The following is a 25,818-nucleotide window of genomic DNA, read 5'->3' as shown; positions in this document are numbered from 1 at the left end:
TTGGCTTTAGCCTGCGAAGCCGTGGGTGAGCATCGCCCGGAGCGGTGCGATCTGCCCCTCCTCGAAGGCGCCCACCAAATTGGGGAAGCGCATGTGCAGGATGTGGTGATACATCACCGTATAGCGCTCGCCTTCGTTGTTCAGATCGAGATAGGTCGCCCCATCCACCGCCAGCAAAAGGGGGAAGGTGGCCCGCAACTGGTCGAAAAAGTCGGGCACGGATGTGCGCTGGAACGCATTCAGGCACCAGTGGTTCAGCTCCGCCGTCACCACGGGCCGATGGTGCGCCAGGGTTTTGGCACCGCCGCGCAGAACGTGCCCCTCGAAGCCTTCCACGTCGATCTTGATGAGGTCGATCCTGTCGATTCCCAAAGCCGGGGCCGCCTCGTCGAGGGTCCGGATGCGGATGGTCTCGGTGGTATGGTCCGCCCCGGCCTGGGTCCGGTCCGACACGAAGCCGCCGGAGCGGTTGTTGGGCGAGAAGGTCAGGCTGGTCTCGCCCGCCTGCGATCCCAGGCCGAAATTGTGGACCTGCACATTGCCAAGCCGAGCCTGCGCCACATTGCGGGTGAGATAGGCGCAGGTGGTGGGGGACGGCTCGAAGGCATGCACGGTGGCCGCCGTTTCCCCGAACAGAAGCGCAGTGCAGCCGATATTGGCGCCGATATCCAGGACCGTGTCGCCCGGGCGCAGAAGGCTGCTGAGCAGCCGCACCGTGTCGGGCTCGAACCCGTTGGCCACATAGGCGAGGTAATCGTCGTCGGAGACGATCAGATAGTCCTTGGCGCCAATCCGGACCGTGGCTTGCCGTTCCTCACGCATGTCTTCTGCCTCGTTCCGTCTGCGGCGCCGGCTGGCCCCGTGGGCCAGGGGATGCGGTTGGCATAGCCCCCACGGGCTGGACCGCGCAAGGTCAAGGGGGCGCGGTTGCCCGCATGACCTGCGGGCCCGCCGTGTCAGGCGGGTTCTCCCGGCGTCGATCCGGTCTTCAGCTCAACCGTGCCGAGCGCATCGGCGAGGCGCATGCGGGCGGAGCCGGGGCGGGCCGGCTTCTGCTGGCTCTCATGAGGCACCCAGGCGGAGAGCCAGACGATCTCGAAGGTGGCGCGTACCCGCCCGTCGGGGTCGCAGAAGCGATCCGCATAGATTTCCGCCGCCCGCAGCAGCACCGCCCGTGGCAGCGGCACCCGGCGCCGCTCCAGCAGTGCATTGGTGGCGCCCATGCGGCGCAGGTCGGCGAACAATGCGAAGGGGCTGGAATAGCGCACGGTGAGGCGGTCGGTGTCGCTCACCGGAAGGGCAAGGCCGGCGCGCTGCAGCAGCCCGCCCAGGTCCCGCACATCTGCGAAAGGGGCGACGCGGGGGGAGAGGCCCCCGGTGACCTCGGTCTCGGCGGCGGCGAAGGCTTCCCGCAATTCGGTCAGGCTCGCCCCGCCCACGATGGCGGCGAGAAACAGCCCGTCGGGCTTCAGGGCGCGGCGCACCTGGGCAAAGGTGCCCGGCAGGTCGTTCACATGCTGGAGGGAAAGCCCGGACACGATCAGGTCCAGTGCACCATCGGCGAAGGGCAGCGCCTCCTCGTCGGCCACCACCCCCGGACAGGCGGCGCCAAGGCCGAGCGACAGGGGCGCGGCGCGGAAGACCTGTTCCACATTGCCCGCTCCGGCCAGCGCGCGCGCCACCGCATCGGTGGGCGTGCCGAGGTCCACCGCGCGGGCGAAGGTGCGGCGCACCGCCATCACCCGGTCGGCCAGGTCCTCGGCGACCCGCTCCAGCAGGAAATCGGCAGGCCCCATGCCCGCGGCACGCGCCAGCCGCCGGCGCAGAAGGGGACGATCGAACAGGAGATGGCTCATGCCGGCCATATAGGCGCGGGAAGCGCGGGAGGAAAGGCGCAGGGCCGGCGGGCGGGCGTTGGAAATCACGCCCGCCCGCCGGCCCGAAGCGCCAATCTCATTCCGGCTCGATGCCGGCGGCCTTGGTGATCTCAGCCCACTTCTTGGTTTCGGACGCAACGAAGGCGGCCAGTTCCGCCGGGGTGGAGGAAGACGGCTCGATGCCGGCGCCCACCAGCGTGTCCTGGACGCTCTTTTCGCTCATGGCCTTGATGAAGGCCTTGTCGAGGGTGTCGATGATGTCCTTCGGCGTCTTGGCCGGGGCGAAGGCGGCGAACCAGGCGGTCAGCTCATACTCCTTCAGGCCGGCCTCCCGCATGGTGGGCAGGTCGGGCGCCAACGCCGAGCGCTCGGCGCTCGAGACCGCCAGCGCCTTCAGCTTGCCGGCGCGGGCGGACGGCATGGTGGTGGAGATGTCGGCGAACATCACCTGCACCTGGCCGCCAAGCAGATCCGTCACCGCCTGGGGATTGGACTTGTAGGGCACATAGAGAATGTCGACCCCGGCCTGGCTTTTCAGCATCTCCACCGCAAGGCGGGAGGACGCGGAGCCGGCGCCGAAGGAGAGCTTGCCCGGATTGGCCTTGGCATAGGCGATGAACTCCTGCGCCGTGGTCACCGGCACGGAGGGGTTCACCACCAAAGCGAGCGTGATGGAGCCGAGCTTCGAGATGGGCTCGAAATCCTTCACATGGTCATAGCTCAGCTTCTTGTAGAGCGCCTGGTTGGAGGCATGGGTGGAGTTGGAGGTGATGAGGATGGTGTAGCCGTCCGGCGCGGCGCGGGCCACCTGCGAGGCGGCGATCTGGCCGTTGGCGCCGGGTACGTTCTCCACCACCACCGACCCGCCGAGAGTGGCCGAGACATTCTGGGCGAGCACGCGGGCCAGCGTATCGGTGGCGCTGCCGGCGGAGAAGGGCACCACGAATTTGATGGGACGGGAGGGATAGGTATCGGCGCAGGCCGGTGCCGCGCCGAAGGCCAGGGCCAAGCCCGCCGCGAAGGTGGCGGCGAGTGCCGTGCGGCGGGTGAGGGGGCGGGCGCCAGGCGGCGCGGAAAGCGTCTTGTCCATGGGGTTCCTCCGGTTTTTCAGATGGTTGCGAGCGTATTTGCGGCCAGGAGGCACAGCGCCTCCTGCACCTTTGGCGTCGGCGCCAGCTCCAGTTCGAGCAGGCAGAAGGACAGGGACTTGCCGTGACCGTCGAGGCCGAGAGAGGCGTTCACCCCGCCCTCCAGCACGTCGTCCAGCACGAAATTGAAGGCGCCAAGGCTCGGCAGGTCGTAGCGCACCACGCGGGTGGGATGCCGACTGGCGAAATGGGCGGCGACCGCCTCGGCCGTCACCTGCTCGGCCAAGGCGGGGAAGGCCTCGGGCACGCGGCAGACCAGCGCGATGTTCGCCCGGTTGCCCTTGTCGCCGGCGCGGGCGAAGGCGAGGCGGTGCAGAAGAAGGGGCGCCGGGTGGTGCAAGGTCATGCCGCTTCCTCCAGGAGGGTGGCGCGGGGCTGCGTGAAGGCGCGCTCCACCAGGCAAGAGGCGCTGGACAGGCGCGCCGTGAGATGGCGCCGCACGCCCCCGCCGCCGGCCGGGCCGACGCAATAGAGCGCCTCTACCTCGTCCAGCAGCAGGTTCAGCGCATTCAGGTCGCTGGATTGGGCGGCAAAGCGCAGGCGCACGTCCGGCGTTCGCGCCTCCGGCAGGCGCGCGGCGAGCACATCGCCGGCGGTGTCGTTGAAGAGACTGGCAATGCCGATGGCATCGACCCGCACGGTCAGGCTCGGCGCCTGCTCGCCCATGCGGGTGCGGATGATCTCAGCGGCCAGCGCGGCGCGGGCGGCGGCATTGGGGCCGGCATAGGAGATTTCGGCTTCCGCCAGGTGCCCCGCCTCGAAGCAGACCGTGGTTTTCAGCGTGTCCGGCCGCGCATGGCCGCGCGCCCCGCTCACCCGCACGCGGTCCGGGCCGATCTCGTCCACGCGGGCGGCGGTGATGTCGAGCACCACGTCGGGGGTGAGATAGGCGGCGGGATCATGGATTTCGTAAAGCATCTGCTCGATCACGGTGAAGCGATCGATGCGCCCGCCCGTCCCCGGCGGCTTGGAGAGCGTGAGCGTGCCGTCGCGCGCGATCTCGGCGATGGGAAATCCCACATGGGCCAGATCCGGCACGTCCTTGATCCCCGGATCGGCGAAATAGCCGCCCGAGACCTGGGATCCGCATTCCAGGAGATGGCCGGCCAGCGTCCCGGCGGCGAGGCGGTCCCAGTCCGTCTCCTCCCAGCGGAACACATGGCGCAGCGGGCCGAGCGCCAAGGCGGGGTCGGCGATGCGGCCGGTCACCACGATGTCGGCGCCGAGATCCAGCGCCTCCATGATGGCGGTGGCGCCGATATAGGCGTCTGCCGAGACGATGGCGTCCTGCCCCTCCAGCAGGCGACCGCCCACCTCGCGGGCGGCCAGATCGCCGACGCTCAGGCGATCCTCCAGGCTTGCGCCTTCCACCACCGCAATACGGGGGGAAAAGCCGGCGGCCTTGGCCAGGGCCGCGATACGGGCCGCCGCGGCCCGGGGATTGGCGGCGCCGAAATTGCCGATGATGCGGATGCCGGAGGACAGGCACGGGGCCAGGATGGGGGCGACGAAGCGCTCCAGCGCCGGGCTGTAGCCGCGCGTGGGATCATTGCGGCGCGCCAGCTGGCAGGCGGCGAGCGTGCGTTCCGCCAGGGTCTCGAAGATGAGGAAGCGCGGCCCCGCATGGCGGCTCAGTTCCGCCACCACCGGGATTGCGGCGTCCACCCGGTCGCCCGCAAAGCCGGCACCGGAGCCGATGCGCACCACGTCCGTCATCCCATCCTCCCGTGCCGGCCCGTCTGCGCGGGCACTACGGCTGCACCGGTCGTTCCCCCGCCGGTCCGGAAAATCCTAGACAGCCCCCATTCATCACGTCAAATAATGCAACTGTATAATTTCATAGGGTGATACGATGAATGTCACCGTGCGCCAGCTGGAAGTCTTCGCCTGCGCCGCGCGCGCCTTGAGCTTCACGGAAGCCGCGCAGGTGCTGGGCATTTCCCAGCCGGCCTTGAGCGAAAGCATCCGCCGCATGGAGGCGGAGCTGGGTTTGCGCCTGTTCGACCGCACCACCCGCCGCCTCAGCCTCACCAAGGATGGGGAAGCACTGGCGGGCCTCGCCGAGGAGGTGGTGCGCGACGTGCGCGCCGGCCTCCAGGACATTGCCGAGCGGGGTCAGCGGCGCCCGCGCGTGTGCATTGCGCTTTTGCCTTCCATTGCCGCCGCCATTCTCCCGGCCGCGACGGACGCCTTGCGCCGCGCCTTTCCGGAGGCGGAGCTGGCGGTGTGCGACGTGCTCCATGAGCGCGCCGTTGGCCTGGTGGAGGACGGGGTGGCGGATCTCGCCGTCACCATGCGGCCGGCGGGGGAGCTTCTGGCCTATGAACCGCTGGGGGCGGACGATGTCTATGCCCTCATGCGACGTAACCATCCCTTGGCGGGGCGTGGCGCGCTGCCCTGGGGGACGCTGGCGGGCCATCCCTTCGTGGCGCTTGCCCGCTCCACCTCGGTGCGGCGGCTGGTGGATGGCGGCCTTGCGGCGGCCGACGTGGCGCTGGCGCCCCGGTTCGAGGTGGAGCAGATCCCCTCCGCTGTCGCCCTGGTGGCGGCGGGTCTCGGCGTGACCGCCTTGCCGGCGCTCACCTTTGCCATGTTCCCGCGCCAGGGGCTCGTCATGCGGCGGCTGGAAAAGCCGGTGGTCCGGCGGGCGCTGGGGCTGATTACCCCGACCCGGCGCACCCTCTCCCCGGCGGCGGCGGCGCTGGCGGAAGGGCTGCGCGTGGCCTTCCGGGCCAAGGTCGGGGTTTCGCCGGATTAGGGATGGGGGACACTTAGCGTTGCCGCGCGCAGGGTTCGGCATGCAGGGCCATTGATCGCGGGCGGCGACGGGGCTACCACTGCCTGAAATAATGAATCCCAGACGCCCTCAGGGTTCGGGACGCCGCGAGGGAGATGGGCCATGTCCACGCCAGCCGCTGAGTCCACGCCAGCCGCCGAATTTCAGACCCTGACCGACGCGCAGATCCTGCGCACGCTCTATGACGCCGCGCTCGCCGCCGCCTTGCCGCAGGGCAAGTTCGAGGGCCTGCTGCCGGAGCCGCCGGGGCCCGGCGGGCGCACCATCGTCATCGGCGCCGGCAAGGCCTCGGCCCTGATGGCGCAGGCCTTCGAGGAGGCTTGGGCCCATCCCTGCGAAGGTCTCATTGTTACCCGCTATGGCCATGCCTGCCCCACCCGCTCCATCGAGGTGGTGGAGGCGGCCCATCCGGTGCCGGACGAGGCGGGCCTTGCCGCGGCGCGGCGCATCCTGGACCTCGCCCGCTCGGCGGGGCCGCAGGACCTGGTGATCTGCCTCATGTCGGGGGGCGCTTCTTCCCTGCTGACCTTGCCGGCGGAGGGCCTGACGCTCGCCGACAAGCAGGCGCTGAACAAGGCGCTTTTGAAGTCGGGTGCGCCCATCGGCGTGATGAACAAGGTGCGCAAGGCGGTCTCGGCCATCAAGGGCGGGCGGCTCGCCGCCGCCATCGCTCCGGCGCGGGCGGTGACCTATCTCATCTCCGACGTGCCGGGGGATGACCCTGCGGCGATCGGCTCGGGTCCCACCATTCCCGAGGCGTCCGACCCCGAGGAGGTGCTCAGCCTCATGCGCACCTGGCGCGTGGAGACAACGCCCGCTTTGGAGGCCGTGATCCGCTCCAACACCGTGTCCGGGGAAACGCCGCCCGACCAGGCGGTGCACATGATCGCCACGCCGCTCATGGCGCTGCGGGCGGCGGAGAAGCGGGCGGCGGAACTGGGCCTTTCCAGCCTTATCCTCGGCGATGCCATCGAGGGCGAGGCGCGGGAGGCCGCGCATGTCTTTGCCGGGATCGCCCGCTGCGCCAGCCTGCACGGCGTGCCGCTCAAGACACCCGGCGTGCTGCTCTCCGGCGGGGAGACCACGGTGACCGTGCGCGGCCACGGGCGAGGCGGGCGCAATGTGGAATTCCTGCTGGCCCTGGCGCTGTCGCTGAAGGGCGCGGGGGGTATTTCGGCCATCGCCTGCGATACCGACGGCATCGATGGCACTGAGGATTCAGCGGGCGCCTGGTTTGACGCGGCCATCCTGTCCGAGGCGGAGGCAGCCGGGCTGAGCGCGGCGCAGATGCTCCTCAATAATGACGGCTACAGCTTCTTCGCCGCTTTGGACCGTCTGGTGACCACCGGGCCCACTTTGACCAACGTGAACGACTTCCGCGCCATCCTCGTGCGCTAGCAGGTCGCAGGCATGATGCTGCGGCGCAGCAGGCATGCGACAGGGGCATGACGGTGAGAATGCCTTTGTTGGCAAGCGATTATGTCGCAGCCTGCGCAGATGCGTCCACAATGGATCGGATTTGAAAGGTCAGTCGCCTTGACCTTTTGTGCAGTGCACCTCATTTCCGCCGTCCCGGACCCGCACCATCGGGTCCGTGCCGCCGACCATCCCTGGATGGCTCGGCCAAGAAGGCGGAATGGGCAGGTTCGGCGCCGGTCCCCACCCCTCAAGACCACGCAAGGGAGGAGAGTTCGTCACGTCGCCGAACGGAGTTGAGCCATGAGCGAAGCCGTGGCACCGGGTATCATTCGCAAACTCTGGCCCGGAGAGCAGCATATGCTGCGCGATCATCTCCTGCGGCTCGACCCTGAAAGCCGCCGCAGCCGGTTCTGTTCGGCGGTCTCGGACGAGTTCATCGATCATTATGCGGCCCGGGTGTTCCGGTCCGGGTCCCTCATCCACGGCGCCTATGTGGATGGCGTGCTGCGCGCCGCCGCCGAGCTTTATCCGGACTCGGAAATCATGGCCGAAGGCGCGGAAGTGGCCTTCAGCGTGGAAAGTGCCTTCCAGAATCTGGGCCTTGGCACGATGCTCCTGGAACGGTCGATCCTGGCTGCCCGCAATCGCGGCATCCGCCGCCTTCATCTGAGCTGCCTGGCCCATAACCGCCGCATGCAGCAGATCGTGCGCAAGTTCGACGCGGAATTGTCCTTCGAGCACGACGAGGTGCAGGCCGAACTGACTGCGCCCTATCCGACGGCAGTCTCGCTGGCCCAGGAAGCCACCGCCGACGTGCGCGGCATGGCGGGGGCCATGTTCCAGGCGCAGCGCCGGGCCACGGGCGTCATGCTGGACCTGTTCCTGCCGACGCCCAAGGCGGCCTGAGGAAGCAAGGACGGCCCGAGCCAAATGGGCCTTTGAACGGCAGACGGCCCCGATGGAACGGGGCCGTCTCCTAATCCTCCAGGCGGAGGGCGGCGTCCTTGGTGGACGTCCTTGATCGAAAGATCAGCTGGCGGCTGAGGGGCGGTCCTCGGTGCCGTCCCATTCCGGGCGCGGCATCACGGAATTGGCCTGCCGGTTGGGGGATGCCGGCACGAAGGTGGCCGCCGCCGCCTTGGCCTTGGCGGCGATGGTGGGATCGAGCCGGGCGCCGGCCTCGTCGCGCTTGCGGGCGCTGTCCGTATCGCCCTGGCCGGCCGCCACGGTAAACCACTTATAGGCTTCGGGAAGGTCGGTCTGGCCGGCAAAGCCGCGGGCATAGATGACGCCCAGATTGTGCTGGCTGTCCCGGTAGCCCAGCTCGGCCGCCTTGCGGAACCAGGTCACCGCCTCGCTCCAGTCGGCCTTGCCCTCGGTCCCGCCGGAGGCGAGCACGCCCAAGGCATGCATGGCGGCCACATTGCCCTTTACCGCTGCCCATTCATAAAGCCGCTTGGCCTCCTGGAGGTTGCGCAGGCTGTTCTCCTGGATCAGGGCCAGACGATAGGCTGCGGGCACCGAGCCCTTCGCGGTGGCGAAGGTGAGCCAGCGCACCGCCGATTGCTGGTTGGCGGCGACACCCTTTCCTTCCGCGTAGCGCAAGCCCACCTCATAAGCCGCATCCGCATCGCCCGCTTCCGCCGCCGTGCGCAGCGGGGCCGGGCCGACGGCGGCGGGCAGGCGGGACAGATCGGGCGCGGCCACCGGCGGGGCGGCGTCCGCAGGATTGGCCGCCACCTGGCCCCGCGCCGCCAGGCCGGCCTGGAGCGGGTTGGCGCCCAGAATCTGGAGCACTGCCACTCCGCCCACCGCAAGCACCGCCACCACCATGGCGGCGCGCCCGAACAGCGCGAAGCGGCTGAGCCGCCGCTTGCGCGGCTTCTCGCGGGCCTCGATCACCTCCGCCCGCTCGGCCGCCGCCACCCAGTCGATGGACGGCGCGTCATGGGTTTCGGCCATGGGGTCGCCGAGCGCCACCTCGAACACGCGGCGGTCCAGATTGAAGCTGGAGGCCCGCTCGAGGCGGCCGGCCTGGGGCGAGCGGATGTCGGGAGGCATGACTTCCGGCGCCATCTTCTCGGCCGACACCTGGATGGGCCAGGACCGGGTCGCCTCCCCGCCCGGCCCAGCGGTGGGGGTAGGGGTGGGGGCGGCGTCCTGCGCCGGCGCGCCCACGCCGGCGGACGCGTCGGGACGCACCACCTGCACGTCCACCAATTCCTTCAGGCCCAGTTCCAGTTCCCGTACCAGAAGGTCTTCGGTGCGGCTCTCGAACTCGATCTGCCGGGCCTCTAGCGCCGCAAGGCTCCGCTTCAGGCCGATCAGGGCCGGCGCATCGTCGCGGGCGGACAGGCGCAGGGCCACCGCCTGCACGGCCTCGGTGGAAATCTGCGCCGAGGCATGGCGCAGATGGGCCATCTCATCGCCCAGCCGCTCCAGGGCATCCTCGATATGGTCGAGCCGCGAGAGGCGCTGATGGGTGTCCACCACCCGTTCCGTGAGCGTGACCATGTGGCGCTCGATCACGTCCACCAGCGGCGAGAGCGCCTCGGTGTCCATGAGCGTCCCCGAATCGATCCGCTCCACCAGCAGGCCGACTTGCGCGCCGAGCTGGCCCAGGCCGCCTTCAGCCGAAAGGGCGGCGAGATGCTCGGCGAGGGCGTGAAGACGGTCGTGCAAGGCAGCGGCATCGCCGCCGGGCTGATGCCGGGCCGCCTCTTCGCGAGCGGCCGCACGGGCGGCTTCCACGGCCGCCGCCTGTACCGCCTCGGCGGACAGGGACTGTGTGCCTGCCCGGGCCACCGCATCGGAGACGGCGAGCTTCAGTTCGCCAGTCTGGCGTTCCAGACGGGCAAGGGCCACAGGGTCCAGGGCCTTGGCGTTGATGAGGTCGATCTTGCGGCCCAGCGCGTCGATGGCGCCGGCCAGCGCTTCGGAGCGATCGGAGGCCCGCAGCATGGCGAGATCGGCGCGCACGGCGTCCAGCTCCGTGGCCAGCCGCTCGGCCAGGATCCAGGGATTGACCTCGCCCTTCGGGCGGGCCTGGGGGGGCTGCCGGACCGCCGCGGGAGCGGGTGCGGGAACTGGAGCGGGCGCCGGGGCGGGTGCGGAGGCGGCCCGGGCGGCGGCATCTTCCCGCATGCGTTGGCGCATCTGGACCACGTCCTGGCGCAGCTTGTCGAGGGCGCCACGGGCGAAGGGCAAGGGCTGCGCCGCGCCGGTCTCGGCGGGGGCCACAGTCCCTTCGGCCGCACCTCCGGCGGGCTGCTGTTCGTCCTGCGGGGCCGTGCGTGCAAGCTCCATGGCCGCTTCCTCACCCGGAACAAGGCGGCCTGATGCCGCCGAGAATCGATGGAGGGAGTTTTTGGCCGGTTTGGTAAACGGTGCGTTAACCGTACGGGGCCGGACGGCGTTTTCCTGTGCTCACAATGCTTTTCGCCCCCCAAATGGGGGTCAGGTAACCGTTACTTTCCCTAAGGGAGCCTGCAACCTTCTCCCGCTGCCGCAAGATTGTGCCTAACTCCTGTCGGTGCGTCAGGCGGCCTGTGCGTCGTGTGGCGTGGCGAGTGGCAGCGATACCTCCCGGGTCGTGACATCCCTCGTGTTTGACAATCCCGGTGGGCCGACAGCCCACCAGCCCTCTTTAGGAGAGTGCGGATGGAATTGAACGCTTTCCCGGTGCGCGACCGGTCGATCCGGGCCGAGAGCTACGAACGTGGCCCGCTTGGCGAAGAGGTGTACACTATCGGTGACCTCGCCCGCGATTTCGGTGTCACCCTGCGCGCCCTGCGCTTCTACGAGGACAAGGGTCTCCTCTCCCCCCGCCGGGAAGGTCTCGCCCGCCTCTATTCCGCTGCCGACCGTGATCGCCTCACCGTGATCTTGAAGGGCAAGCGCCTCGGTTTCACCCTCGCCGAGATCCGCTCCCTGGTTGCCGCGCATGAGAAGTCCGCCGGCGGCCGTGGCCTTGCGCTCACCCGCGAGCGCTGCCTGTCCCAGCTCACCCAGCTCCAGCGCCAGCGCCAGGAGATCGACGCGGCCATCGCCGAGCTGCAGGAAACCGCCGAGCGCCTCGCCGCGGCCTGACCGATCGGTCGGGCGGGCCCGGCCAGTGGCAATGACGGACGGGCGCCGCTGATGGCCATCCCGCTCCCGTCAATACGACGCCATCGAAACGGCGGGTCCTTCTGCAGGGGACACCGCAAAAGAAAAGGCCGCCGGGCGAACCGGCGGCCTTTTCTTTTGGCGGCAATCCGTCTTGGGGGGGGGGCGCCAATACGGGGGCGCCAGGCCCCCGCGACGTCACTCGCCGCTCATCTTGGCGAGCATCGCCTCGGACATCTCGAAATTGGCCGTCACGTTCTGGACGTCGTCATTGTCCTCGAGGTTTTCGACGAGGCGCAGCAGCTTCTCGGCGGTCTCGTCGTCCACCGCAACGGTGTTCTGCGGCTTCCACACCAGGCGCGCCTTGCTGGGCTCGCCGAACTTGGCTTCCAGCGCCCGCTGCACCTCCGCGAGGGCATCGGCGGCGCACACCACCTCATGACCATCCTCGGACGAAGACACGTCGTCTGCGCCCGCATCGATGGCGGCTTCCATGATCGCATCCTCGCTCGCCTTGTCGGCGGCATATTCGATCAGGCCGACGCGATCGAACATGAAGGACACGGCACCCGTCTCGGCCAGGTTGCCGCCGGACTTGGTGAAATAGGAGCGCACCTCGCCCGCCGTGCGGTTGCGATTGTCGGTGAGCGCCTCGACGATCACGGCGACGCCGCCGGGGCCGTAGCCCTCATAGCGGATCTCTTCGTAATTCTCGCTGTCGCCGCCGGCGGCCTTCTTGATGGCGCGCTCGATATTGTCCTTCGGCATGTTTTCCGCACGGGCCGCAAGGATGGCGGCGCGCAGGCGCGGGTTCATGTTGGGGTCGGGCAGGCCCATCTTGGCCGAGACGGTGATTTCGCGCGCCAGCTTGGAGAACAGCTTGGAGCGCATGGCATCCTGCCGCCCCTTGCGGTGCATGATGTTCTTGAATTGTGAATGTCCGGCCATGGCCGCCTCCGGGTTTTTGGGGCGGCCCCGCGCACCGCCTCATGCGGCGCCGCCCGGGCCGGCCTGTTGGTGTCGATTGCTCGTGCGGGGGCCGAGGGGGCCAGGAGGGTCTTGCCCCGCTCCGGCCCGGTCGGCGCCCGTGGCGCCTTATAGGGCGGCGGGCGGGGAAAGGGCAAGGAAGCCCTGCGCGCCCTTTTGTCGGCGCAGGGTCGTGCCCGGCGGCCCGTCAGCCTTGCCAGAAGTCCGGCCGCGCCGGGCTGAGCGCACCACCGATGCGCACCGGCGCCACCTTGATCGCGAGGCCGGTGGCATCGTCCGTCTCCACCGCCACCCCCGACAGCGTTGCGGGGCCGCTTGCTGGCTCGAACCGGCCGGCGCCGATCTTGCGGGTGAAGCGGCGCAGCGGCTCTTCCTTGTCCATGCCGATGACGCCGTCATAGGCCCCGCACATGCCCACATCGGTCATGAAGGCGGTGCCGCCGGGCAGGATGCGATGGTCGGCGGTGGGCACATGGGTGTGGGTTCCCACCACCAGGCTCGCCCGGCCGTCGCAATGAAAGCCGAAGGCCTGCTTCTCGGAAGTGGTCTCGGCGTGGAAGTCCACCAGCACCGCATCCACCATGTGTCCCAGTTCCGCCCCGTCCAGCAGCCGGTCCACGGCGGCGAAGGGATCATCCAGCGGGTCCATGAAGGTGCGGCCCATCACATTGGCCACCAGCACCCGGGCGCCATTCTTGGCCTCCACCAGCACCGCCCCCCGGCCGGGGGTCCCGGCGGGATAATTGGCGGGGCGCACCAGCCGGTCGACGCGCTCGATGAAGACGAGGGCCTCGCGCTGGTCGAAGGCGTGGTTGCCCAGCGTCACCGCATCGGCGCCGGCGGCGCGCAGATCCTCATAGATGGCTTCGGTGATGCCGAACCCGCCGGCGGCATTCTCCCCATTGACCACCACGAGATCGAGCTTCCAGCCGGAAACGAGGCCCGGCAGATGGGCAGTGACGACCTCGCGGCCGGGACGGCCGACCACATCGCCAAGGAAGAGAATGCGCATGCTACTCGCCGCAGGTGAAAACGCGCTCTTCCGTTATCATTCCCTCCACCCTTTCGTCATGGGGTTCGGCGGGAACGTGGTCCACTTCCTGGCAGGCAAATGCATAGCCGAAGGCGCGCACCGGACCATGGGCGCGCAGCAGAGCCAGCGTCCGGTCATAATGGCCCGCGCCATAGCCGATGCGATAGCCGCGCCGGTCGAAGGCGGCCAGCGGCACGATGAGATCCTGCGGCACCACCTCCGGCTGGAGGGCGGAGGGGGTGGGGATACGATAGGCGCCCACCGGTTCCAGCACGTCCCCTGGCCGCCAGCGGCGGAAGAGCAAGGGCGAGGCGCGGTCCACCACCACCGGCAGGGCGACCTCCGCCCCCGCCTCCCACAAGACGGCGGCAAGCGGAGCGGTGTCGATCTCGTCACGGAAGGGGGCAAACAGAGACACGACCCGCCCGGCGACCGAACCCAGGAGCGCGGGCGCGTTGCCGGCGGCGAGCACCGAGGCGGTGGCGCGGGCATCCGGCCCCATGGCGGCCCGGCGCTTCAGCACCTCTGTGCGCAGGCGCGCCTTTTCGGCGGCGTCGGAGGGCGGCAGCGGGGTCATGGGGCGCACGAAGAAGAAGAATGAGATGGGGCGGAGCCGCAAAAGCCGTCGGAGGTCGATCCCGGGAAACCTACAACGTAGGTGGGCGCCGTTTGTCCAAGCCCAGGGGCGAGGTCAGGAACAGCTCCCTTAAGGATCGATAAGGCCCCGGGGAAAAGTCTCCAAAACGAACCCCACAGCCCCGCCTTGAGACCAATGTAGGGGCGAATGGCGTGAAGCGCCAGGGGTGATGAATGGCTTCGCCCGCGGTTGCATCTGGTCGTCTCTCTTTTTAGGGTGGTATTGGCCCCCATGTAAGTGTTAAACATGTGTATCTTTTCGCAGAGGGGGGGCTTATGGCGGAGAGGTGGCATGAGGTTCGACAGATCCTCGGTGCGTTGGAAGATTTTAGGGCTTGGTTTGAGTCTGAGGCGTGGCTCACCGACCCGGGTTATACTGGCCGCTACCTTTCCTCTGTGCGAGCCGTTGGGCTAGAAGATCCATGCCTGGGCTGGGCAGTGCCGCACGACATTGAAATAGCAAGCCAAAACTATCGTGAGACCATCAGTTTCGGCGGGCATAATGCTAGAATCCGGGCCGTCTTGGATGAAATCCTGACCTTCCTGACCGACGCTGGTCACCCATTAGACGTGTATGCTCCTGAGGCTTTGACGCCGTTGGCGGCAACTCTTTCACACCGGCTTCCGGTGCGCTTCACCGGCAGCGAGTATTTGCCGACCGAGGAGGCCAAGGCCCTCAATCCCGGCGTCCGACATGAAGACGTGACGGCCCTTACATTTCAGGACGGGACATTTGATCTCTACGTGACATGCGAGGTTCTTGAGCATGTCCCCGATGTCCACGCCAAGTTGCGCGAAGCACGTCGTATTCTACGGCCGGGCGGCCGCATCATCGGTACCTTTCCGTTTTTCTATGGCCAGGAAAAGTCCATGGTGAAGGCTGAGTTGCAGGATGGAAAACTGGTCCATCTGCAAGAGCCCGAGTATCACGGCAACCCGGCTGACCCGGAAAAGGGGAGTCTCGTGTTCACCATTCCCGGATGGGAGATTCTGGACTGGACCCGCCAAGCGGGTTTCTCCCGATGTTATTTCGTTGGTCGCGCATCTCGCCGTTTTGGCATCCGTGCTGCGGAATTGGCCGCCGTGCTGATCTTCGTCGCCGAGGTGTGAAGCTCACCCCATCCCGATGGTGGTGACGGGCGCCGGGGTGATGTCTCGGGCAAGGCGCTCCAGGCGCTCGGCCACCTCGTCTATGGTGCGGGCGACGGCCTCTTCGCCCGCTTCCAGGCGGGCGAGGGCGGAGGCGCGGGCGTCGCGCTGGCCTTCCAGGTCGCTCTCCAAAGCGCGAATGCGGGCGCGGGCCTCGTGGAGCTCGTCCGCGATGGTCACCGCCGCCATGACGGTCAGCCGCTGGTCGCCGATCTCGCCGAACGCGGTGCGCAACTGGCCGATGCGGCTGTCAATGTCCTTGGCGAGGCGCATCAGGTGTTCTTCCTGACCCTCGTCACACGCCATCCGGTAATGACGTCCCGCGATGTTGACGCTCACCTGGGCCATGGTCATCCGCCGTGGGTGGCGAGCACGTCGCGGATGGTGCCCATGGCCACGTCGAGCCGCCGGCCCACTTCCTCGCCCACCTCGCCGAGGGCCTGCGACTGCTCGCGGGCGGCATCGAGCTCTGCGGCGAGCCGCGCGCGGTCATTGCTCATGGCGTGAAGCTGGGCCAGCAGGGCTTCCTGGTGCCGGTCCATGTCCTTGCGCCGGTCGAGCGCCGCGGTGAGCGCGTCCAGCGCGGCATGCAGCCGCTGGGTGGCAGCTTCGATCGGACTGGGGTCCGGGGCGCGGTGCTTCAGAGCATACATGGCATCAATGTATCCGAGTCGCGGCCGAAGCGACCAGTTGTTCATACTTGTCAACGCATAAATGATCCTTAAGGCGTGCGGGGCAGCATTGCAGCTGGCGCATGATGGCGGGGGCTTTGCGGAACCGGCGGCGGAAAGCCGTTGGCCGCCAGATCTTTGGGAAGGGGATGGACGTGGAGCGGTGCACGGCCGGGCGGAGAAGAGCGGGTGTGGAAGGATGGGGATGGCGGGGACGGGCCGTCATCGCGGCGCTGGCTTGCCTGCTGGCGGCGGTGTGGTCCACGCCAATGGTGGCCGCGCCGGCGGCGAATGGAACACCTGAAACGGTGGTCCGCGACATCTACAAGCACTATCTGGAGACCGAGCCGGAGCGGCTCATCCCCTTCGACTACACCGCGCCCGCGACCACCCGCGCCTATTTCGATGCGGTTCTGGCCAAGCTCCTGGTGGCGGATGGGAAACGCGGCGATCCCCGGCTGAATTTCGATCCCTTCGTGGATGGGCAGGATTTCGAGATCGACCGGGTTACACTTGCCACCACCGCTCTCTCGCCCAAGGAAGCCACCGTCACCGCCCGCTTCCTGAACTTCGACGAGCCCAAGCTCATCACCTACAAATTGACCATGACGGCCGATGGATGGCGCATAGCTGACGTGCAATGGGGCGGGTCACGGGAGTCGCTGCGCGCGCTGCTGGGCACCGCAAGTCGTTGAGGACAGGCTGAAATGCCACGTTGCGCCGCAGCGCGTGACCATGCGGCGCGGCATCTTGCGAAAAGATGGGCTTGACGTTCGGCCCGTGCTGCGTTTGACACCCCGAGCGGCGCTGCTATCACTGCCGCCGCTGGGGCATGGCCGGACCGGCCGCGCCCCGTCTCGTGGTTGAAGACAGCGCGCGTGCGCGCCGGAGAAACGTCCCGAATGGCCAGCCGAACTCAGCATGACCGCATGGCGAACGCCATCCGGTTCCTTGCCATGGATGCGGTCGAGGCCGCCAATTCCGGCCATCCGGGCCTGCCCATGGGGGCGGCCGACATCGCCACCGTCCTGTTCTCGAAGGTCCTGAAGTTCGATCCCTCCGCCCCCAAATGGGCGGACCGCGATCGCTTCATCCTGTCGGCCGGCCACGGCTCCATGCTGCTTTATGCGCTGTTGCACCTGACCGGCTTCAAGGACGTGACCATCGAGGAGCTCAAGCGATTCCGCCAGCTCGGCTCGCTCACCCCCGGCCATCCTGAGAATTTCGTCACCACCGGCATCGAGACCACCACCGGCCCGCTCGGCCAGGGCATCGCCACCGCGGTGGGATTTGCCATGGGCGAGCGCCTGATGGCCGCCCGCTTCGGGGCCGAGGTGGTGGATCACCACACCTTCGTGCTCGCCTCCGATGGCGACCTCATGGAAGGCATCAGCCAGGAGGCGGTGGAGCTCGCCGGCCATCTGAAGCTCGGCAAGCTGATCGTCCTGTGGGATGACAACCGCATCTCCATCGATGGCGCCACCTCGCTGTCCGGCTCCACCGACCAGCTGGCCCGCTTTGCCGCCTCCGGCTGGGACGTGACCCGCGTGGACGGGCATGATCCCGACGCCATCTTTGCGGCCATCGTCGCCGCCAAGGCGACGGGCACGCCGAGCCTGATCGCCTGCCGCACCACCATAGGCTTCGGCTCGCCCGCCAAGGCCGGCTCCGAGAAGTCCCACGGCTCGCCCCTGGGCGCCGCCGAGATCGAGGCGACCCGCAAGGCCCTCAATTGGGAAGCCGGCGCGTTCGAAATTCCCGCCGACGTGGCGCAGGCCTGGGCCGAGGCGACCGCCCGCGCCGCCGCGCCCCGCGCGCAGTGGGAAGGCCGCGTCGATGCCCTCCCCGCAGACAAGAAGGCTGAGTTCCTGCGCCGCATCGCCGGCGAGCTGCCGGCGCAGGCGCTTGCCGCCGCTATCCGCGCGGTGAAGGAGAAGGCGGCGGCCGAAGGTGGCGCCGTGGCCACCCGCAAGTCCTCCGAGATCACGCTGGACGCCATCACCGTGGCGGTGCCGGAAATGCTCGGCGGCTCGGCGGATCTCACCGGCTCCAACAACACCCGCGCCAAGGGCCAGACCTCGGTCACGCCCGATGACTTCTCCGGCACCTTCGTGCATTGGGGCGTGCGCGAGCACGGCATGGCCGCCGCCATGAACGGCCTCGCCCTCCATGGCGGCGTCATTCCCTATTCCGGCACCTTCCTGGTGTTCTCCGACTATTCCCGCCCGGCCATCCGCCTCGCTGCGCTCATGGGCGAGCGGGTGATCCATGTGCTCACCCACGATTCCATTGGCCTGGGCGAAGACGGCCCCACCCATCAGCCGGTGGAGCATCTGGCGGCGCTGCGTGCCATTCCCGGCCTCCTGGTGCTGCGTCCCTGCGACACGGTGGAGACCGCCGAGTGCTGGGAGATCGCGCTGAACGCCAAGGACCGGCCGAGCGCGCTCATCCTCTCGCGCCAGAACCTGCCGATCCTGCGGCAGGCGGATGCGGCCAACCGCGTCGCCGAAGGCGCCTATGAGATCGCTCCCGCCTCCGGGGAGGCGCAGGTCTCGCTGTTCGCCAGCGGCTCCGAGGTCTCGCTCGCCATGGCCGCGCGCAAGCTGCTGGAAGACAAGGGCGTGCCCACCCGCGTGGTGTCGGTGCCTTCGTTCGAGCTGTTCCTCGCCCGCCCCGCTTCCGAGCGCGCCGCCGTGATCGGCACCGCGCCCGCCAAGGTGGGCGTGGAAGCGGCCATCCGCATGGGCTGGGACGCCATTATCGGCTCGGATGCGGCTTTTATCGGCATGTCCAGCTTCGGTGCGAGCGCCCCGGCCAAGGAACTTTTCAAGCATTTCGGCATTACGCCAGAGGCGGTTGCCGATGCTGCGCTGGCGCAGCTGAAGCAGGACTGAGGTTCAAGAGGCGGCCGGGCCTTCGGGCTCCGGCCGCTTTCGCATGTGAGAGGGCGCGCCAGATGCGCCCGCGGGATCGATAATCGGACGGCTGGCCTTGAGGGCGGGCACATGGAGGAAGACATGACGGTGAAGGTGGCCATCAACGGATTCGGTCGCATCGGGCGCAACGTGCTGCGCGCCATCATCGAATCGGGGCGCACCGACATCCAGGTGGTGGCCATCAACGACCTCGCCCCGGTCGAGACCAATGCCCACCTCCTGCGCTTCGACAGCGTGCACGGCCGCTTCCCCGCCACCGTGACGGTGGACGGCGACACGCTCGTGATCGGCGAGAACCGCATCAAGGTCACCGCCGTGCGCGATCCCGCCCAGCTGCCCCACAAGGATCTCGGCGTCGACATCGCCCTGGAATGCACGGGCATCTTCACGTCGAAGGACAAGGCCTCGGCCCACCTGACCGCCGGCGCCCGCCGCGTGCTCGTATCGGCGCCTGCCGATGGTGCCGACATCACGGTCGTCTATGGCGTGAACCACCAGAAGCTCACCGCCGACCATGTGGTGGTGTCCAACGCCTCCTGCACCACCAACTGCCTCGCCCCCGTGGCCAAGGTGCTGAATGACGCGGTCGGCATCGAGCGCGGCTTCATGACCACCGTGCACTCCTACACCAATGACCAGCCCTCGCTGGACCAGGTGCACAAGGACCTCTACCGCGCCCGCGCGGCGGCCCTGTCCATGATCCCCACCTCCACCGGTGCCGCCAAGGCGGTGGGCCTCGTCCTGCCCGAGCTGAACGGCAAGCTGGACGGTGTGTCCATCCGCGTGCCCACCCCGAACGTGTCGGTCATCGACCTGAAGTTCGTGGCCAAGCGCCCCACCACGGTCGCCGAGATCAACGCCGCCATCAAGGCGGCGGCGGACGGCGAGCTGAAGGGCGTGTTGGGCTATACGGAGCAGCCCAACGTCTCCATCGACTTCAACCACGACCCGCACTCCTCCACCTTCCACATGGACCAGACCAAGGTCATGGATGGTACGCTGGTGCGTGTGATGTCCTGGTATGATAACGAGTGGGGCTTCTCGAACCGCATGTCCGACACCGCGGTCGCCCTCGGCAAGCTCGGTTGATCGGACGGGGAGGGCGCCATCATGACCGCTTTCCGCACCCTCGATGACGCGGATCTCGCCGGCAAGCGCGTCCTGGTCCGGGTGGACCTGAACGTGCCCATGGATGCCGGGCGCGTCACCGACGACACCCGGATCCAGGCGATCCTCCCCACTCTGCGCACCATTTCCGAGAAGGGCGGGCGGGCCATCCTGCTCGCCCATTTCGGCCGGCCCAAGGGCCGCGATGCCAGCCAGTCCCTGGCCCCCGTCGTGCCGGCGCTCTCGGCCCGGCTCGGCCGGCCGGTGAACTTCTTCGACGATTGCGTCGGCCCCGAGGCCCGCAAGGCGGTCGACGGCCTCGCCAATGGCGACGTGCTGCTGCTGGAAAACACCCGTTTCTATGCGGGCGAGGAAAAGAACGCGCCGGACTTCGTGTCCGAGCTCGCCCAGCTGGGCGACCTCTATGTGAACGACGCCTTCTCCACCGCCCACCGCGCCCATGCCTCCACCGAGGGGCTGGCCCACAAGCTGCCGGCCTTTGCCGGTCGCTCCATGCAGTCCGAGCTCGATGCCCTGACCAAGGCGCTGGAAGCGCCCGAGCGCCCGGTGCTGGCGGTGGTGGGCGGCGCCAAGGTGTCCACCAAGCTGGAACTGCTGGGCAATCTCACCGCCAAGGTGGACGTGATCGTCATTGGCGGCGGCATGGCCAACACCTTCCTCGCGGCCCAGGGTCACACGGTCGGCAAGTCCTTGTGCGAGCATGACCTCGCCGCCACCGCGCGCGACATCATGGAAAAGGCCGCGGCCCGCGGCTGCGAGATCATCCTGCCGGTGGACGCGGTGGTGACCACCGAGTTCAAGGCCCATGCCCCCCATCGCGTGGTCGGCCTCGACGACGTGAAGGCGGACGAGATGATCCTGGATGCCGGCCCGGCGACCGTGGCCCGGGTCAAGGAGAAGCTCGGCCAGGTGAAGACGGTGGTCTGGAACGGCCCCTTCGGTGCCTTCGAGCTTCCGCCTTTCGATGCCGCCACGGTGGCGGTGGCGCGGGCGGTGGCGGAAGCCACCAAGGCCGGGCGCCTGCTCTCGGTCGCCGGCGGCGGCGACACGGTGGCGGCGCTCAACCATGCCGGCGCGGCGGGAGACTTCTCCTACGTGTCCACGGCGGGTGGCGCGTTCCTGGAATGGCTCGAGGGCAAGGCCCTGCCGGGGGTCGAGGCGCTGCGGCGCTGAGACCTCCGTTTGATCCTGATCAGACTTGAAATCGAACGGGCTGCGGCCCGGTTTCCCAACAGAGGGGTGAAGACAGATGAGCGCTGCTGAGCTCGACGCGATTGCGCAGAAGATGGTGGCTGACGGCAAGGGGATCCTGGCTGCCGACGAGAGCACCGGCACCATCCAGAAGCGCTTCGATGCCATCGGCGTCGTGAACACCGAGGACAACCGCCGCGACTATCGCGAGCTGATGTTCCGCACCTCCCAGGCCATGCAGGACTATATTTCCGGCGTGATCCTGTTCGACGAGACCATCCGCCAGAAGGCCAAGGATGGCACCCCGCTGGTGGACCTCATCACCGCCGCCGGCTCCATCCCCGGCATCAAGGTGGATGCGGGCGCCAAGCCCATGGCCTTCTGCCCCGGCGAGACCATCACCGAGGGCCTCGACGGCCTCGGCGGCCGGCTGAAGGAGTATTACAAGCTGGGCGCGCGTTTCGCGAAGTGGCGCGGCGTGATCGACATCGCCGCCGACATTCCCAGCTACACCGCCATCCGCGCCAACGCCCATGCGCTGGCCCGCTATGCGGCGCTCTGCCAGGAAAACAACATCGTCCCGATCGTGGAGCCGGAAGTCCTCATGGACGGCGACCATGACATCGAGCGCTGCTATGCGGTCACCGAGTGGACGCTGAAGACCGTGTTCGAGGAGCTGTACTACCAGCGCGTCCGCCTCGAAGGCATGGTGCTGAAGCCCAACATGATCGTGCCGGGCAAGAAGTCCGCCAAGAAGGCCTCGGTCGAGGAAGTGGCCGAGAAGACCGTGCGCGTGCTGAAGGCCTGCGTGCCGTCCTCCGTGCCCGGCATCGCCTTCCTGTCCGGCGGCCAGTCCGACGAGGAGGCCACCGCCCACCTCGACGCCATGGTGAAGCTGGGCGGCCTGCCCTGGAAGCTCACCTATTCCTACGGCCGCGCCCTCCAGGCCGCGCCCCAGAAGGCGTGGTCCGGCAAGGCCGAGAACGTGGCCGCCGCCCAGGCCGCCTTCACCCACCGCGCGCGCATGAACTCGCTGGCCGCCCTCGGCCAGTGGTCGGCGACCGAGGAAAAGAAGGCGGCGTGAGCCCGGCGGCGCCGGCCCTGTGCCGGCGCCGGTCTCAGGCCCGTCTCCCATCCAAGCCCGTCTCCCATCCAAGCTCGTCTCCCATCATCGCCCGCTGCGCCCTCCGGCGCGGCGGGTTTCTTTTTGCCCTTCGGCCGTCCTTCTTCCCCACCGGAAGGGGCGCGCCGCGTTTTCGCCGGCTTCCTGTCGCCCGATGGCGCCACGCTCTGGAGCCTTTCGGGCTCTGGCCCTATAGGAACCTGAAGGATCGGTGCCCCATCGATTCCGGCATCAGCACCAGGACGCGGACCGCGCACGACCCATGACGAACACATCGCCCGAAGACCGGGCCCGGCTGATGCTGCTCCTGCCGCCCGCCGTTTCGCCGGCCACCATCGCCGCGCTGGTGGAGGCCGGCGACGTGGCCGCCGTGGTGGCCCGCAGCGACACCCGGCCCGGCGCCGCTCCCCTGCCGGACGAGGCCCGGCGTCTGGCTGACTTGGCCGGCCCGGTCCAGGCGGCCGGCGCCGCCTTGTTGCTCGAGGGCCTGCCCGAGCTGGTGGCGGATCTCCATGCGGACGGTGCCCATCTGCGCGGCCAGCCTGCCTTCCAGGCGGCGGTCAAGCGCCTGAAGCCCGATTTCATCGCCGGTGCCGGCGGCCTCACCACCCGCCATTCCGCCATGGAAGCGGGCGAGGGCGGGGCCGATTATGTGCTGTTTGGCGATGCCGGCCTCCCGTTCGAGCAGACGCTGGACCTGGTCGGCTGGTGGGCGGACCTGTTCGAGGTGCCGTGCGTGGGCGTGGCAGAGACCGAGGCCGAGGCCGTGGCGCTGGCAGAGGCAGGCGCGGATTTCGTCGCCCTCTCCGGGGACTGGCTGGCGCAGGCGGAGGCCGCCGCCGCCATTGCCCGCATCGATGCCCGGGTGGCGGACGCCGCCCGCCCCATGCAGGCGGTGCCATGACCGGTCGCCTCGTTCCGCTGTCCGCGCCCACCGCGCGCGTCCTCGCGGCGCTGTTCATGGCGATGCCCGCCCTCGCCGCGCCCGCCCGCGCCCAGACACCGGCGCCCATGGACAAGCCGGCCGGCATCCCCGTGCAGAGCCAGACCATCCAGCCGCCGCCCTCGGCCTATCCCGCCTTGCCGCAGGTCCCTGGCGTGCCCAGCACCACCGTGCCGCTGGCGGCCAAGCCCACCTTGCCCAACCTGGCGGTTCCCACCCCCTCCACCGGCCCGGCGCGGGGCGACGTGGCGTTCGGCGCCTACCAGGCCGGCCACTACATCACCGCCGCCCAGGAGGCGGTGAAGCGCCTGGAAGCGGGGAAGGACCCGGCCGCCCTCACCCTTCTGGGTGAGCTTTATTCCCGGGGCTTCGGCGTGCCCTATGATCCCGTCAAGGCGGCCGATTATTATCGCCGCGCGGCGGCGGACGGCGACACCAACGCCATGTTCGCGCTGGGCATGGCGAGCCTGACCGGGCAGGGCGTGCCGCAGAGCGACATCGAGGCCGCCAGCTGGTTCGAGAAGGCCGCCCGCAAGGGGCATTCAGCCGCCGCCTATAATCTGGGTCTGCTCTATCTCCAGGGGCGGGGCGTGCCGCCCGAGGTGAGCACGGCCGCCACCTGGTTCAAGCAGGCCTCCGACGCGGGCGTCTCCGATGCCCAATATGCCCTGTCCGTCCTGCTGCGCGAGGGCAATGGCGTGGCCCCAAACAAGCCGGAAGGCATCCGCCTGCTGGCCGCCGCCGCCTTGCAGGACCATGTGACCGCACAGGTGGAGCTGGCCATCGCCTTGTTCAATGGCGATGGCGTGCCCAAGGACGAGCAGGCCGCCGCGCTCTTGTTCCGCAAGGCCGCGCTGAATGGCAACGCCATCGCCCAGAACCGCTATGCCCGCCTGCTCTCCGTGGGGCGCGGCGTGCCGCAGGACAAGTCCGCTGCCGCCAGCTGGCATCTGCTCGCCAAGAGCCGCGGCCTGGGTGATGTCTATCTGGACGGGGTGGTCTCCGCCCTGACCCCGGAGGAGCGGCGCAACGCGGAAGCCATCGCCCGCAAATGGGCGGTCACCACCCCCGGTGCCGCCGCGCTCCAGACTCCCTGAGGACGAGGGGCGCTACCAGCCGATCAGGCGTGGCACCACGAAGCTGACCGCAGCCGCGATCAGCATGGCCACGCCGACCTTGAAGGCGAGGTCGAGCCGCGTGACCGCCCGCACCGGTGCAGGATGGACCAGGCCGTCCGCTGCCGCCGCAAGGGCTGCCTGCGGACTGGGATGCACCACGGCATCCGGCCCGCAGATCATGAGATTCTCGACCTGGCCGAAATCCTCCACCAGGTGGCCATCGCCATCCCGCCAGCCGTCGGGGCCGCAGGTGGCGGGCACGCGTTCGCGCATGGTCCGCCGGTCGGCCGACCACAGGTGCACCGGCTTTCCCCGCGCCTGGGCATAGCCGATCTCCCAGGCGGTGCCGGGATCCATGTGGGCGCCCCGGAACGGGGAGATGTTGGCGACCAGAATGTCGGCCTGCTCAATGCCCGCAATGCACCGGGCGCGGATGGCCCCGGCATCCTCGCCCTCGGGCGGGGCGCCGTCGAGCGGATAGAGGCCGATAAGGCCGGCCTCGACGCACAAGGCTTTCAGGCGCTCGCCTTCTGCGAGGGCATCGGGCCGGAAGACCTCCGGGCCGGCAAGGTAGACAACAGGCATTCCCTCTTTTCGCATGGCGCGCCGGGCCTCGCAAAGGGCGGGCGGCCGCAGGCCGGATGCCAACTTTTGTCATTTAGGGTGAAGGCCAGGTTAACGGCTCACCGCCCGTTGATCTTGGCAAAGCGTTTCACCGCCCGGTCCCGCTTCAGCCGCGACAGGCGCTGAAGCCAGAAAAGACCGTCCAATTGGTCGATCTCATGCTGGAGGCACACGCCCAGCAGCCCGTCCGCCTCGACCTCGTGCGCGGCGCCGGCAAGGTCCTGGTAGGCCACGCGCACATGAGCGGGACGCTCCACCTCTTCCGAGATGCCGGGCATGGAAATGGAGCCTTCCACATGGCTCACGGGGGTGCCGGACAGCGCCAGAATGCGGGGATTGACCAGGATGCGCACGGGATGGCCGGGGTCGGGGTCGCCTGAACCAAGATCCAGGACGACCACGCGCGCGGCCACGCCCACATGCGGCGCGGTGATGCCGATGCCCGGCGCCGCGCGCAGCGTGTCGAGCAGGTCGTCCGCGAGGGCGCGCAAATCGGCATCGAAGGCGGTGACCGGGGCCGCCACCAGGCGCAGGCGCGGATCGGGGAAGACAACGAGAGGACGGATCGCCAAGGCCATCTCCGAATATGGGAACGGCCCATTGCCCACCGCCGGCTTGGGCGCGAACGCGGGCTCGAAGCAGGGCCGGAAATTCCGATTCTCGCCGCAAGTCCCGTCTGTTGGCCAGGGCTGACGCCCAAAAAACAGCACGCCATCCACAGGCCGAAGCCTTGAGCCGCCGAACTTTTCGGCAGTTTCCGTCATGCCACGTTCATTTTTTCGGCGAAGCCTGTGTTGACACCCCAAATTGGGGGTCCTATAAACCGCCCATCAACGACGGGCTGCGGCCGCGAATTCAGCGGCTGGTTCGTCGTCTCTGGATGCTTCTCACGACTTGATGTTGTGACAGCCGGCTCAGGCGCCGGGTGATG

The 25,818-nt window shown here is 68.6% G+C and carries 25 protein-coding genes and 1 other RNA gene; 12 read left to right on the top strand and 14 right to left on the bottom strand.

Features of this window, described 5'->3' with window-relative positions; all coding sequences use genetic code 11:
• Positions 1 to 6: 6 nt before the first annotated feature.
• The 5 genes from PV781_RS16545 to PV781_RS16525 form a co-directional block, all read right to left on the bottom strand.
• Positions 7 to 822 carry an FkbM family methyltransferase gene (locus PV781_RS16545; protein WP_274776741.1) on the bottom strand — a complete coding sequence of 272 codons (816 nt, stop codon included), beginning with the start codon at positions 820 to 822 and terminating at the stop codon, positions 7 to 9.
• Positions 823 to 956: 134 nt separating this feature from the next.
• Positions 957 to 1,856 carry a methyltransferase domain-containing protein gene (locus PV781_RS16540; protein WP_274776936.1) on the bottom strand — a complete coding sequence of 300 codons (900 nt, stop codon included), beginning with the start codon at positions 1,854 to 1,856 and terminating at the stop codon, positions 957 to 959.
• A 97-nt stretch (positions 1,857 to 1,953) separates the two neighbouring features.
• Positions 1,954 to 2,967 (bottom strand): Bug family tripartite tricarboxylate transporter substrate binding protein, encoded by a 1,014-nt coding sequence (locus tag PV781_RS16535; protein ID WP_274776740.1) that lies wholly within the window; start codon positions 2,965 to 2,967, stop codon positions 1,954 to 1,956.
• 17 nt (positions 2,968 to 2,984) lie between these two features.
• Positions 2,985 to 3,371 carry an AtuA-related protein gene (locus tag PV781_RS16530; RefSeq protein WP_274776739.1) on the bottom strand — a complete coding sequence of 129 codons (387 nt, stop codon included), beginning with the start codon at positions 3,369 to 3,371 and terminating at the stop codon, positions 2,985 to 2,987.
• The gene (locus tag PV781_RS16525; protein ID WP_274776738.1) at positions 3,368 to 4,741 is read right to left on the bottom strand and encodes an acyclic terpene utilization AtuA family protein; all 1,374 of its coding nucleotides are present in this window, start codon (positions 4,739 to 4,741) and stop codon (positions 3,368 to 3,370) included. The genes PV781_RS16530 and PV781_RS16525 overlap by 4 nt, the downstream gene beginning before the upstream one ends.
• 136 nt (positions 4,742 to 4,877) lie before the next feature.
• Between PV781_RS16525 and PV781_RS16520 the strand changes: the two genes are divergently transcribed.
• From PV781_RS16520 to PV781_RS16510, 3 genes are all read left to right on the top strand, one after another.
• Positions 4,878 to 5,783, top strand: coding sequence for a LysR family transcriptional regulator (locus PV781_RS16520; protein ID WP_274776737.1), 906 nt, complete (start codon positions 4,878 to 4,880; stop codon positions 5,781 to 5,783).
• Between the two features lie 141 nt (positions 5,784 to 5,924).
• Positions 5,925 to 7,220 carry a glycerate kinase type-2 family protein gene (locus PV781_RS16515; protein WP_274776736.1) on the top strand — a complete coding sequence of 432 codons (1,296 nt, stop codon included), beginning with the start codon at positions 5,925 to 5,927 and terminating at the stop codon, positions 7,218 to 7,220.
• Positions 7,221 to 7,541: 321 nt separating this feature from the next.
• Positions 7,542 to 8,147, top strand: a complete 606-nt coding sequence (locus PV781_RS16510) for a GNAT family N-acetyltransferase (RefSeq protein WP_274776735.1) — start codon at positions 7,542 to 7,544, stop codon at positions 8,145 to 8,147.
• 123 nt (positions 8,148 to 8,270) lie between these two features.
• On the opposite strand, the gene PV781_RS16505 is transcribed toward PV781_RS16510, so the two are convergent.
• Positions 8,271 to 10,547 carry a tetratricopeptide repeat protein gene (locus tag PV781_RS16505; RefSeq protein WP_274776734.1) on the bottom strand — a complete coding sequence of 759 codons (2,277 nt, stop codon included), beginning with the start codon at positions 10,545 to 10,547 and terminating at the stop codon, positions 8,271 to 8,273.
• A 354-nt stretch (positions 10,548 to 10,901) separates the two neighbouring features.
• Here PV781_RS16505 and PV781_RS16500 point away from each other — a divergent pair, with 354 nt between their 5' ends.
• Positions 10,902 to 11,330, top strand: coding sequence for a MerR family transcriptional regulator (locus PV781_RS16500; protein WP_274776733.1), 429 nt, complete (start codon positions 10,902 to 10,904; stop codon positions 11,328 to 11,330).
• Between the two features lie 216 nt (positions 11,331 to 11,546).
• On the opposite strand, the gene PV781_RS16495 is transcribed toward PV781_RS16500, so the two are convergent.
• The 4 genes from PV781_RS16495 to ssrS form a co-directional block, all read right to left on the bottom strand.
• Positions 11,547 to 12,296: a YebC/PmpR family DNA-binding transcriptional regulator gene (locus PV781_RS16495; protein ID WP_274776732.1), complete on the bottom strand. Its 750-nt coding sequence runs from the start codon at positions 12,294 to 12,296 to the stop codon at positions 11,547 to 11,549.
• 226 nt (positions 12,297 to 12,522) lie between these two features.
• Positions 12,523 to 13,347: a TIGR00282 family metallophosphoesterase gene (locus tag PV781_RS16490; RefSeq protein ID WP_274776731.1), complete on the bottom strand. Its 825-nt coding sequence runs from the start codon at positions 13,345 to 13,347 to the stop codon at positions 12,523 to 12,525.
• Position 13,348: 1 nt separating this feature from the next.
• Positions 13,349 to 13,945, bottom strand: coding sequence for a 5-formyltetrahydrofolate cyclo-ligase (locus PV781_RS16485; RefSeq protein ID WP_274776730.1), 597 nt, complete (start codon positions 13,943 to 13,945; stop codon positions 13,349 to 13,351).
• Positions 13,946 to 13,974: 29 nt separating this feature from the next.
• Positions 13,975 to 14,130, bottom strand: a non-coding RNA gene (gene ssrS, locus PV781_RS24130) — 6S RNA.
• Positions 14,131 to 14,280: 150 nt separating this feature from the next.
• On the opposite strand from ssrS, the gene PV781_RS16480 reads away from it, so the two are divergent.
• Positions 14,281 to 15,114, top strand: coding sequence for a class I SAM-dependent methyltransferase (locus PV781_RS16480; protein WP_274776729.1), 834 nt, complete (start codon positions 14,281 to 14,283; stop codon positions 15,112 to 15,114).
• A gap of 3 nt (positions 15,115 to 15,117) precedes the next feature.
• Here PV781_RS16480 and PV781_RS16475 read toward each other — a convergent pair whose 3' ends face one another.
• Positions 15,118 to 15,501 carry a cell division protein ZapA gene (locus tag PV781_RS16475; protein ID WP_274776728.1) on the bottom strand — a complete coding sequence of 128 codons (384 nt, stop codon included), beginning with the start codon at positions 15,499 to 15,501 and terminating at the stop codon, positions 15,118 to 15,120.
• Positions 15,502 to 15,503: 2 nt separating this feature from the next.
• A complete protein-coding gene (locus PV781_RS16470; RefSeq protein ID WP_274776727.1) occupies positions 15,504 to 15,806 on the bottom strand; it encodes a DUF4164 family protein in 303 nt (100 codons plus the stop codon).
• A gap of 209 nt (positions 15,807 to 16,015) precedes the next feature.
• Between PV781_RS16470 and PV781_RS16465 the strand changes: the two genes are divergently transcribed.
• The 7 genes from PV781_RS16465 (at position 16,016) to PV781_RS16435 (ending at position 24,242) form a co-directional block, all read left to right on the top strand.
• Positions 16,016 to 16,519 carry a YqhG/Tai3 family protein gene (locus PV781_RS16465; RefSeq protein ID WP_274776726.1) on the top strand — a complete coding sequence of 168 codons (504 nt, stop codon included), beginning with the start codon at positions 16,016 to 16,018 and terminating at the stop codon, positions 16,517 to 16,519.
• Positions 16,520 to 16,726: 207 nt separating this feature from the next.
• Positions 16,727 to 18,718, top strand: coding sequence for a transketolase (gene tkt, locus PV781_RS16460; protein WP_274776725.1), 1,992 nt, complete (start codon positions 16,727 to 16,729; stop codon positions 18,716 to 18,718).
• A gap of 123 nt (positions 18,719 to 18,841) precedes the next feature.
• The gene (gap, locus tag PV781_RS16455) at positions 18,842 to 19,849 is read left to right on the top strand and encodes a type I glyceraldehyde-3-phosphate dehydrogenase (protein ID WP_274776724.1); all 1,008 of its coding nucleotides are present in this window, start codon (positions 18,842 to 18,844) and stop codon (positions 19,847 to 19,849) included.
• Between the two features lie 21 nt (positions 19,850 to 19,870).
• Complete coding sequence (locus tag PV781_RS16450) at positions 19,871 to 21,061, top strand: phosphoglycerate kinase (RefSeq protein ID WP_274776723.1); 1,191 nt, start codon at positions 19,871 to 19,873, stop codon at positions 21,059 to 21,061.
• A gap of 76 nt (positions 21,062 to 21,137) precedes the next feature.
• Positions 21,138 to 22,163, top strand: coding sequence for a class I fructose-bisphosphate aldolase (locus PV781_RS16445; RefSeq protein ID WP_274776722.1), 1,026 nt, complete (start codon positions 21,138 to 21,140; stop codon positions 22,161 to 22,163).
• A 301-nt stretch (positions 22,164 to 22,464) separates the two neighbouring features.
• Entirely contained in the window at positions 22,465 to 23,106 is a 642-nt protein-coding gene (locus PV781_RS16440; RefSeq protein ID WP_274776721.1) for a thiamine phosphate synthase, read from the top strand.
• Entirely contained in the window at positions 23,103 to 24,242 is a 1,140-nt protein-coding gene (locus PV781_RS16435; RefSeq protein WP_274776720.1) for a tetratricopeptide repeat protein, read from the top strand. The genes PV781_RS16440 and PV781_RS16435 overlap by 4 nt, the downstream gene beginning before the upstream one ends.
• A gap of 12 nt (positions 24,243 to 24,254) precedes the next feature.
• On the opposite strand, the gene PV781_RS16430 is transcribed toward PV781_RS16435, so the two are convergent.
• Positions 24,255 to 24,848 carry a nucleoside 2-deoxyribosyltransferase gene (locus PV781_RS16430; protein ID WP_274776719.1) on the bottom strand — a complete coding sequence of 198 codons (594 nt, stop codon included), beginning with the start codon at positions 24,846 to 24,848 and terminating at the stop codon, positions 24,255 to 24,257.
• 98 nt (positions 24,849 to 24,946) lie between these two features.
• The gene (locus tag PV781_RS16425) at positions 24,947 to 25,459 is read right to left on the bottom strand and encodes a peptide deformylase (RefSeq protein WP_274776718.1); all 513 of its coding nucleotides are present in this window, start codon (positions 25,457 to 25,459) and stop codon (positions 24,947 to 24,949) included.
• Between the last annotated feature and the right edge of the window lie 359 nt (positions 25,460 to 25,818).

The organism is Aquabacter sediminis, from assembly GCF_028863665.1.
GTDB lineage: Bacteria > Pseudomonadota > Alphaproteobacteria > Rhizobiales > Xanthobacteraceae > L1I39.
This window is presented reverse-complemented; position numbering and strand designations above follow the sequence as displayed.

What these genes read in the sequence shown, in the direction of transcription:
- PV781_RS16530 (WP_274776739.1), bottom strand. Translation starts at nt 3,371, where the DNA reads ATGACCTTGCACCACCCGGCGCCCCTTCTTCTGCACCGCCTCGCCTTC.
- tkt (WP_274776725.1), top strand. Translation starts at nt 16,727, where the DNA reads ATGGCCAGCCGAACTCAGCATGACCGCATGGCGAACGCCATCCGGTTC.
- PV781_RS16480 (WP_274776729.1), top strand. Translation starts at nt 14,281, where the DNA reads ATGGCGGAGAGGTGGCATGAGGTTCGACAGATCCTCGGTGCGTTGGAA.
- PV781_RS16490 (WP_274776731.1), bottom strand. Translation starts at nt 13,347, where the DNA reads ATGCGCATTCTCTTCCTTGGCGATGTGGTCGGCCGTCCCGGCCGCGAG.
- PV781_RS16495 (WP_274776732.1), bottom strand. Translation starts at nt 12,296, where the DNA reads ATGGCCGGACATTCACAATTCAAGAACATCATGCACCGCAAGGGGCGG.
- PV781_RS16505 (WP_274776734.1), bottom strand. Translation starts at nt 10,547, where the DNA reads ATGGAGCTTGCACGCACGGCCCCGCAGGACGAACAGCAGCCCGCCGGA.
- PV781_RS16520 (WP_274776737.1), top strand. Translation starts at nt 4,878, where the DNA reads ATGAATGTCACCGTGCGCCAGCTGGAAGTCTTCGCCTGCGCCGCGCGC.
- PV781_RS16525 (WP_274776738.1), bottom strand. Translation starts at nt 4,741, where the DNA reads ATGACGGACGTGGTGCGCATCGGCTCCGGTGCCGGCTTTGCGGGCGAC.
- PV781_RS16440 (WP_274776721.1), top strand. Translation starts at nt 22,465, where the DNA reads ATGACGAACACATCGCCCGAAGACCGGGCCCGGCTGATGCTGCTCCTG.
- PV781_RS16470 (WP_274776727.1), bottom strand. Translation starts at nt 15,806, where the DNA reads ATGTATGCTCTGAAGCACCGCGCCCCGGACCCCAGTCCGATCGAAGCT.
- PV781_RS16545 (WP_274776741.1), bottom strand. Translation starts at nt 822, where the DNA reads ATGCGTGAGGAACGGCAAGCCACGGTCCGGATTGGCGCCAAGGACTAT.
- PV781_RS16540 (WP_274776936.1), bottom strand. Translation starts at nt 1,856, where the DNA reads ATGAGCCATCTCCTGTTCGATCGTCCCCTTCTGCGCCGGCGGCTGGCG.
- PV781_RS16535 (WP_274776740.1), bottom strand. Translation starts at nt 2,967, where the DNA reads ATGGACAAGACGCTTTCCGCGCCGCCTGGCGCCCGCCCCCTCACCCGC.
- gap (WP_274776724.1), top strand. Translation starts at nt 18,842, where the DNA reads ATGACGGTGAAGGTGGCCATCAACGGATTCGGTCGCATCGGGCGCAAC.
- PV781_RS16485 (WP_274776730.1), bottom strand. Translation starts at nt 13,945, where the DNA reads ATGACCCCGCTGCCGCCCTCCGACGCCGCCGAAAAGGCGCGCCTGCGC.
- PV781_RS16475 (WP_274776728.1), bottom strand. Translation starts at nt 15,501, where the DNA reads ATGGCCCAGGTGAGCGTCAACATCGCGGGACGTCATTACCGGATGGCG.
- PV781_RS16430 (WP_274776719.1), bottom strand. Translation starts at nt 24,848, where the DNA reads ATGCCTGTTGTCTACCTTGCCGGCCCGGAGGTCTTCCGGCCCGATGCC.
- PV781_RS16435 (WP_274776720.1), top strand. Translation starts at nt 23,103, where the DNA reads ATGACCGGTCGCCTCGTTCCGCTGTCCGCGCCCACCGCGCGCGTCCTC.
- PV781_RS16450 (WP_274776723.1), top strand. Translation starts at nt 19,871, where the DNA reads ATGACCGCTTTCCGCACCCTCGATGACGCGGATCTCGCCGGCAAGCGC.
- PV781_RS16500 (WP_274776733.1), top strand. Translation starts at nt 10,902, where the DNA reads ATGGAATTGAACGCTTTCCCGGTGCGCGACCGGTCGATCCGGGCCGAG.
- PV781_RS16515 (WP_274776736.1), top strand. Translation starts at nt 5,925, where the DNA reads ATGTCCACGCCAGCCGCTGAGTCCACGCCAGCCGCCGAATTTCAGACC.
- PV781_RS16445 (WP_274776722.1), top strand. Translation starts at nt 21,138, where the DNA reads ATGAGCGCTGCTGAGCTCGACGCGATTGCGCAGAAGATGGTGGCTGAC.
- PV781_RS16510 (WP_274776735.1), top strand. Translation starts at nt 7,542, where the DNA reads ATGAGCGAAGCCGTGGCACCGGGTATCATTCGCAAACTCTGGCCCGGA.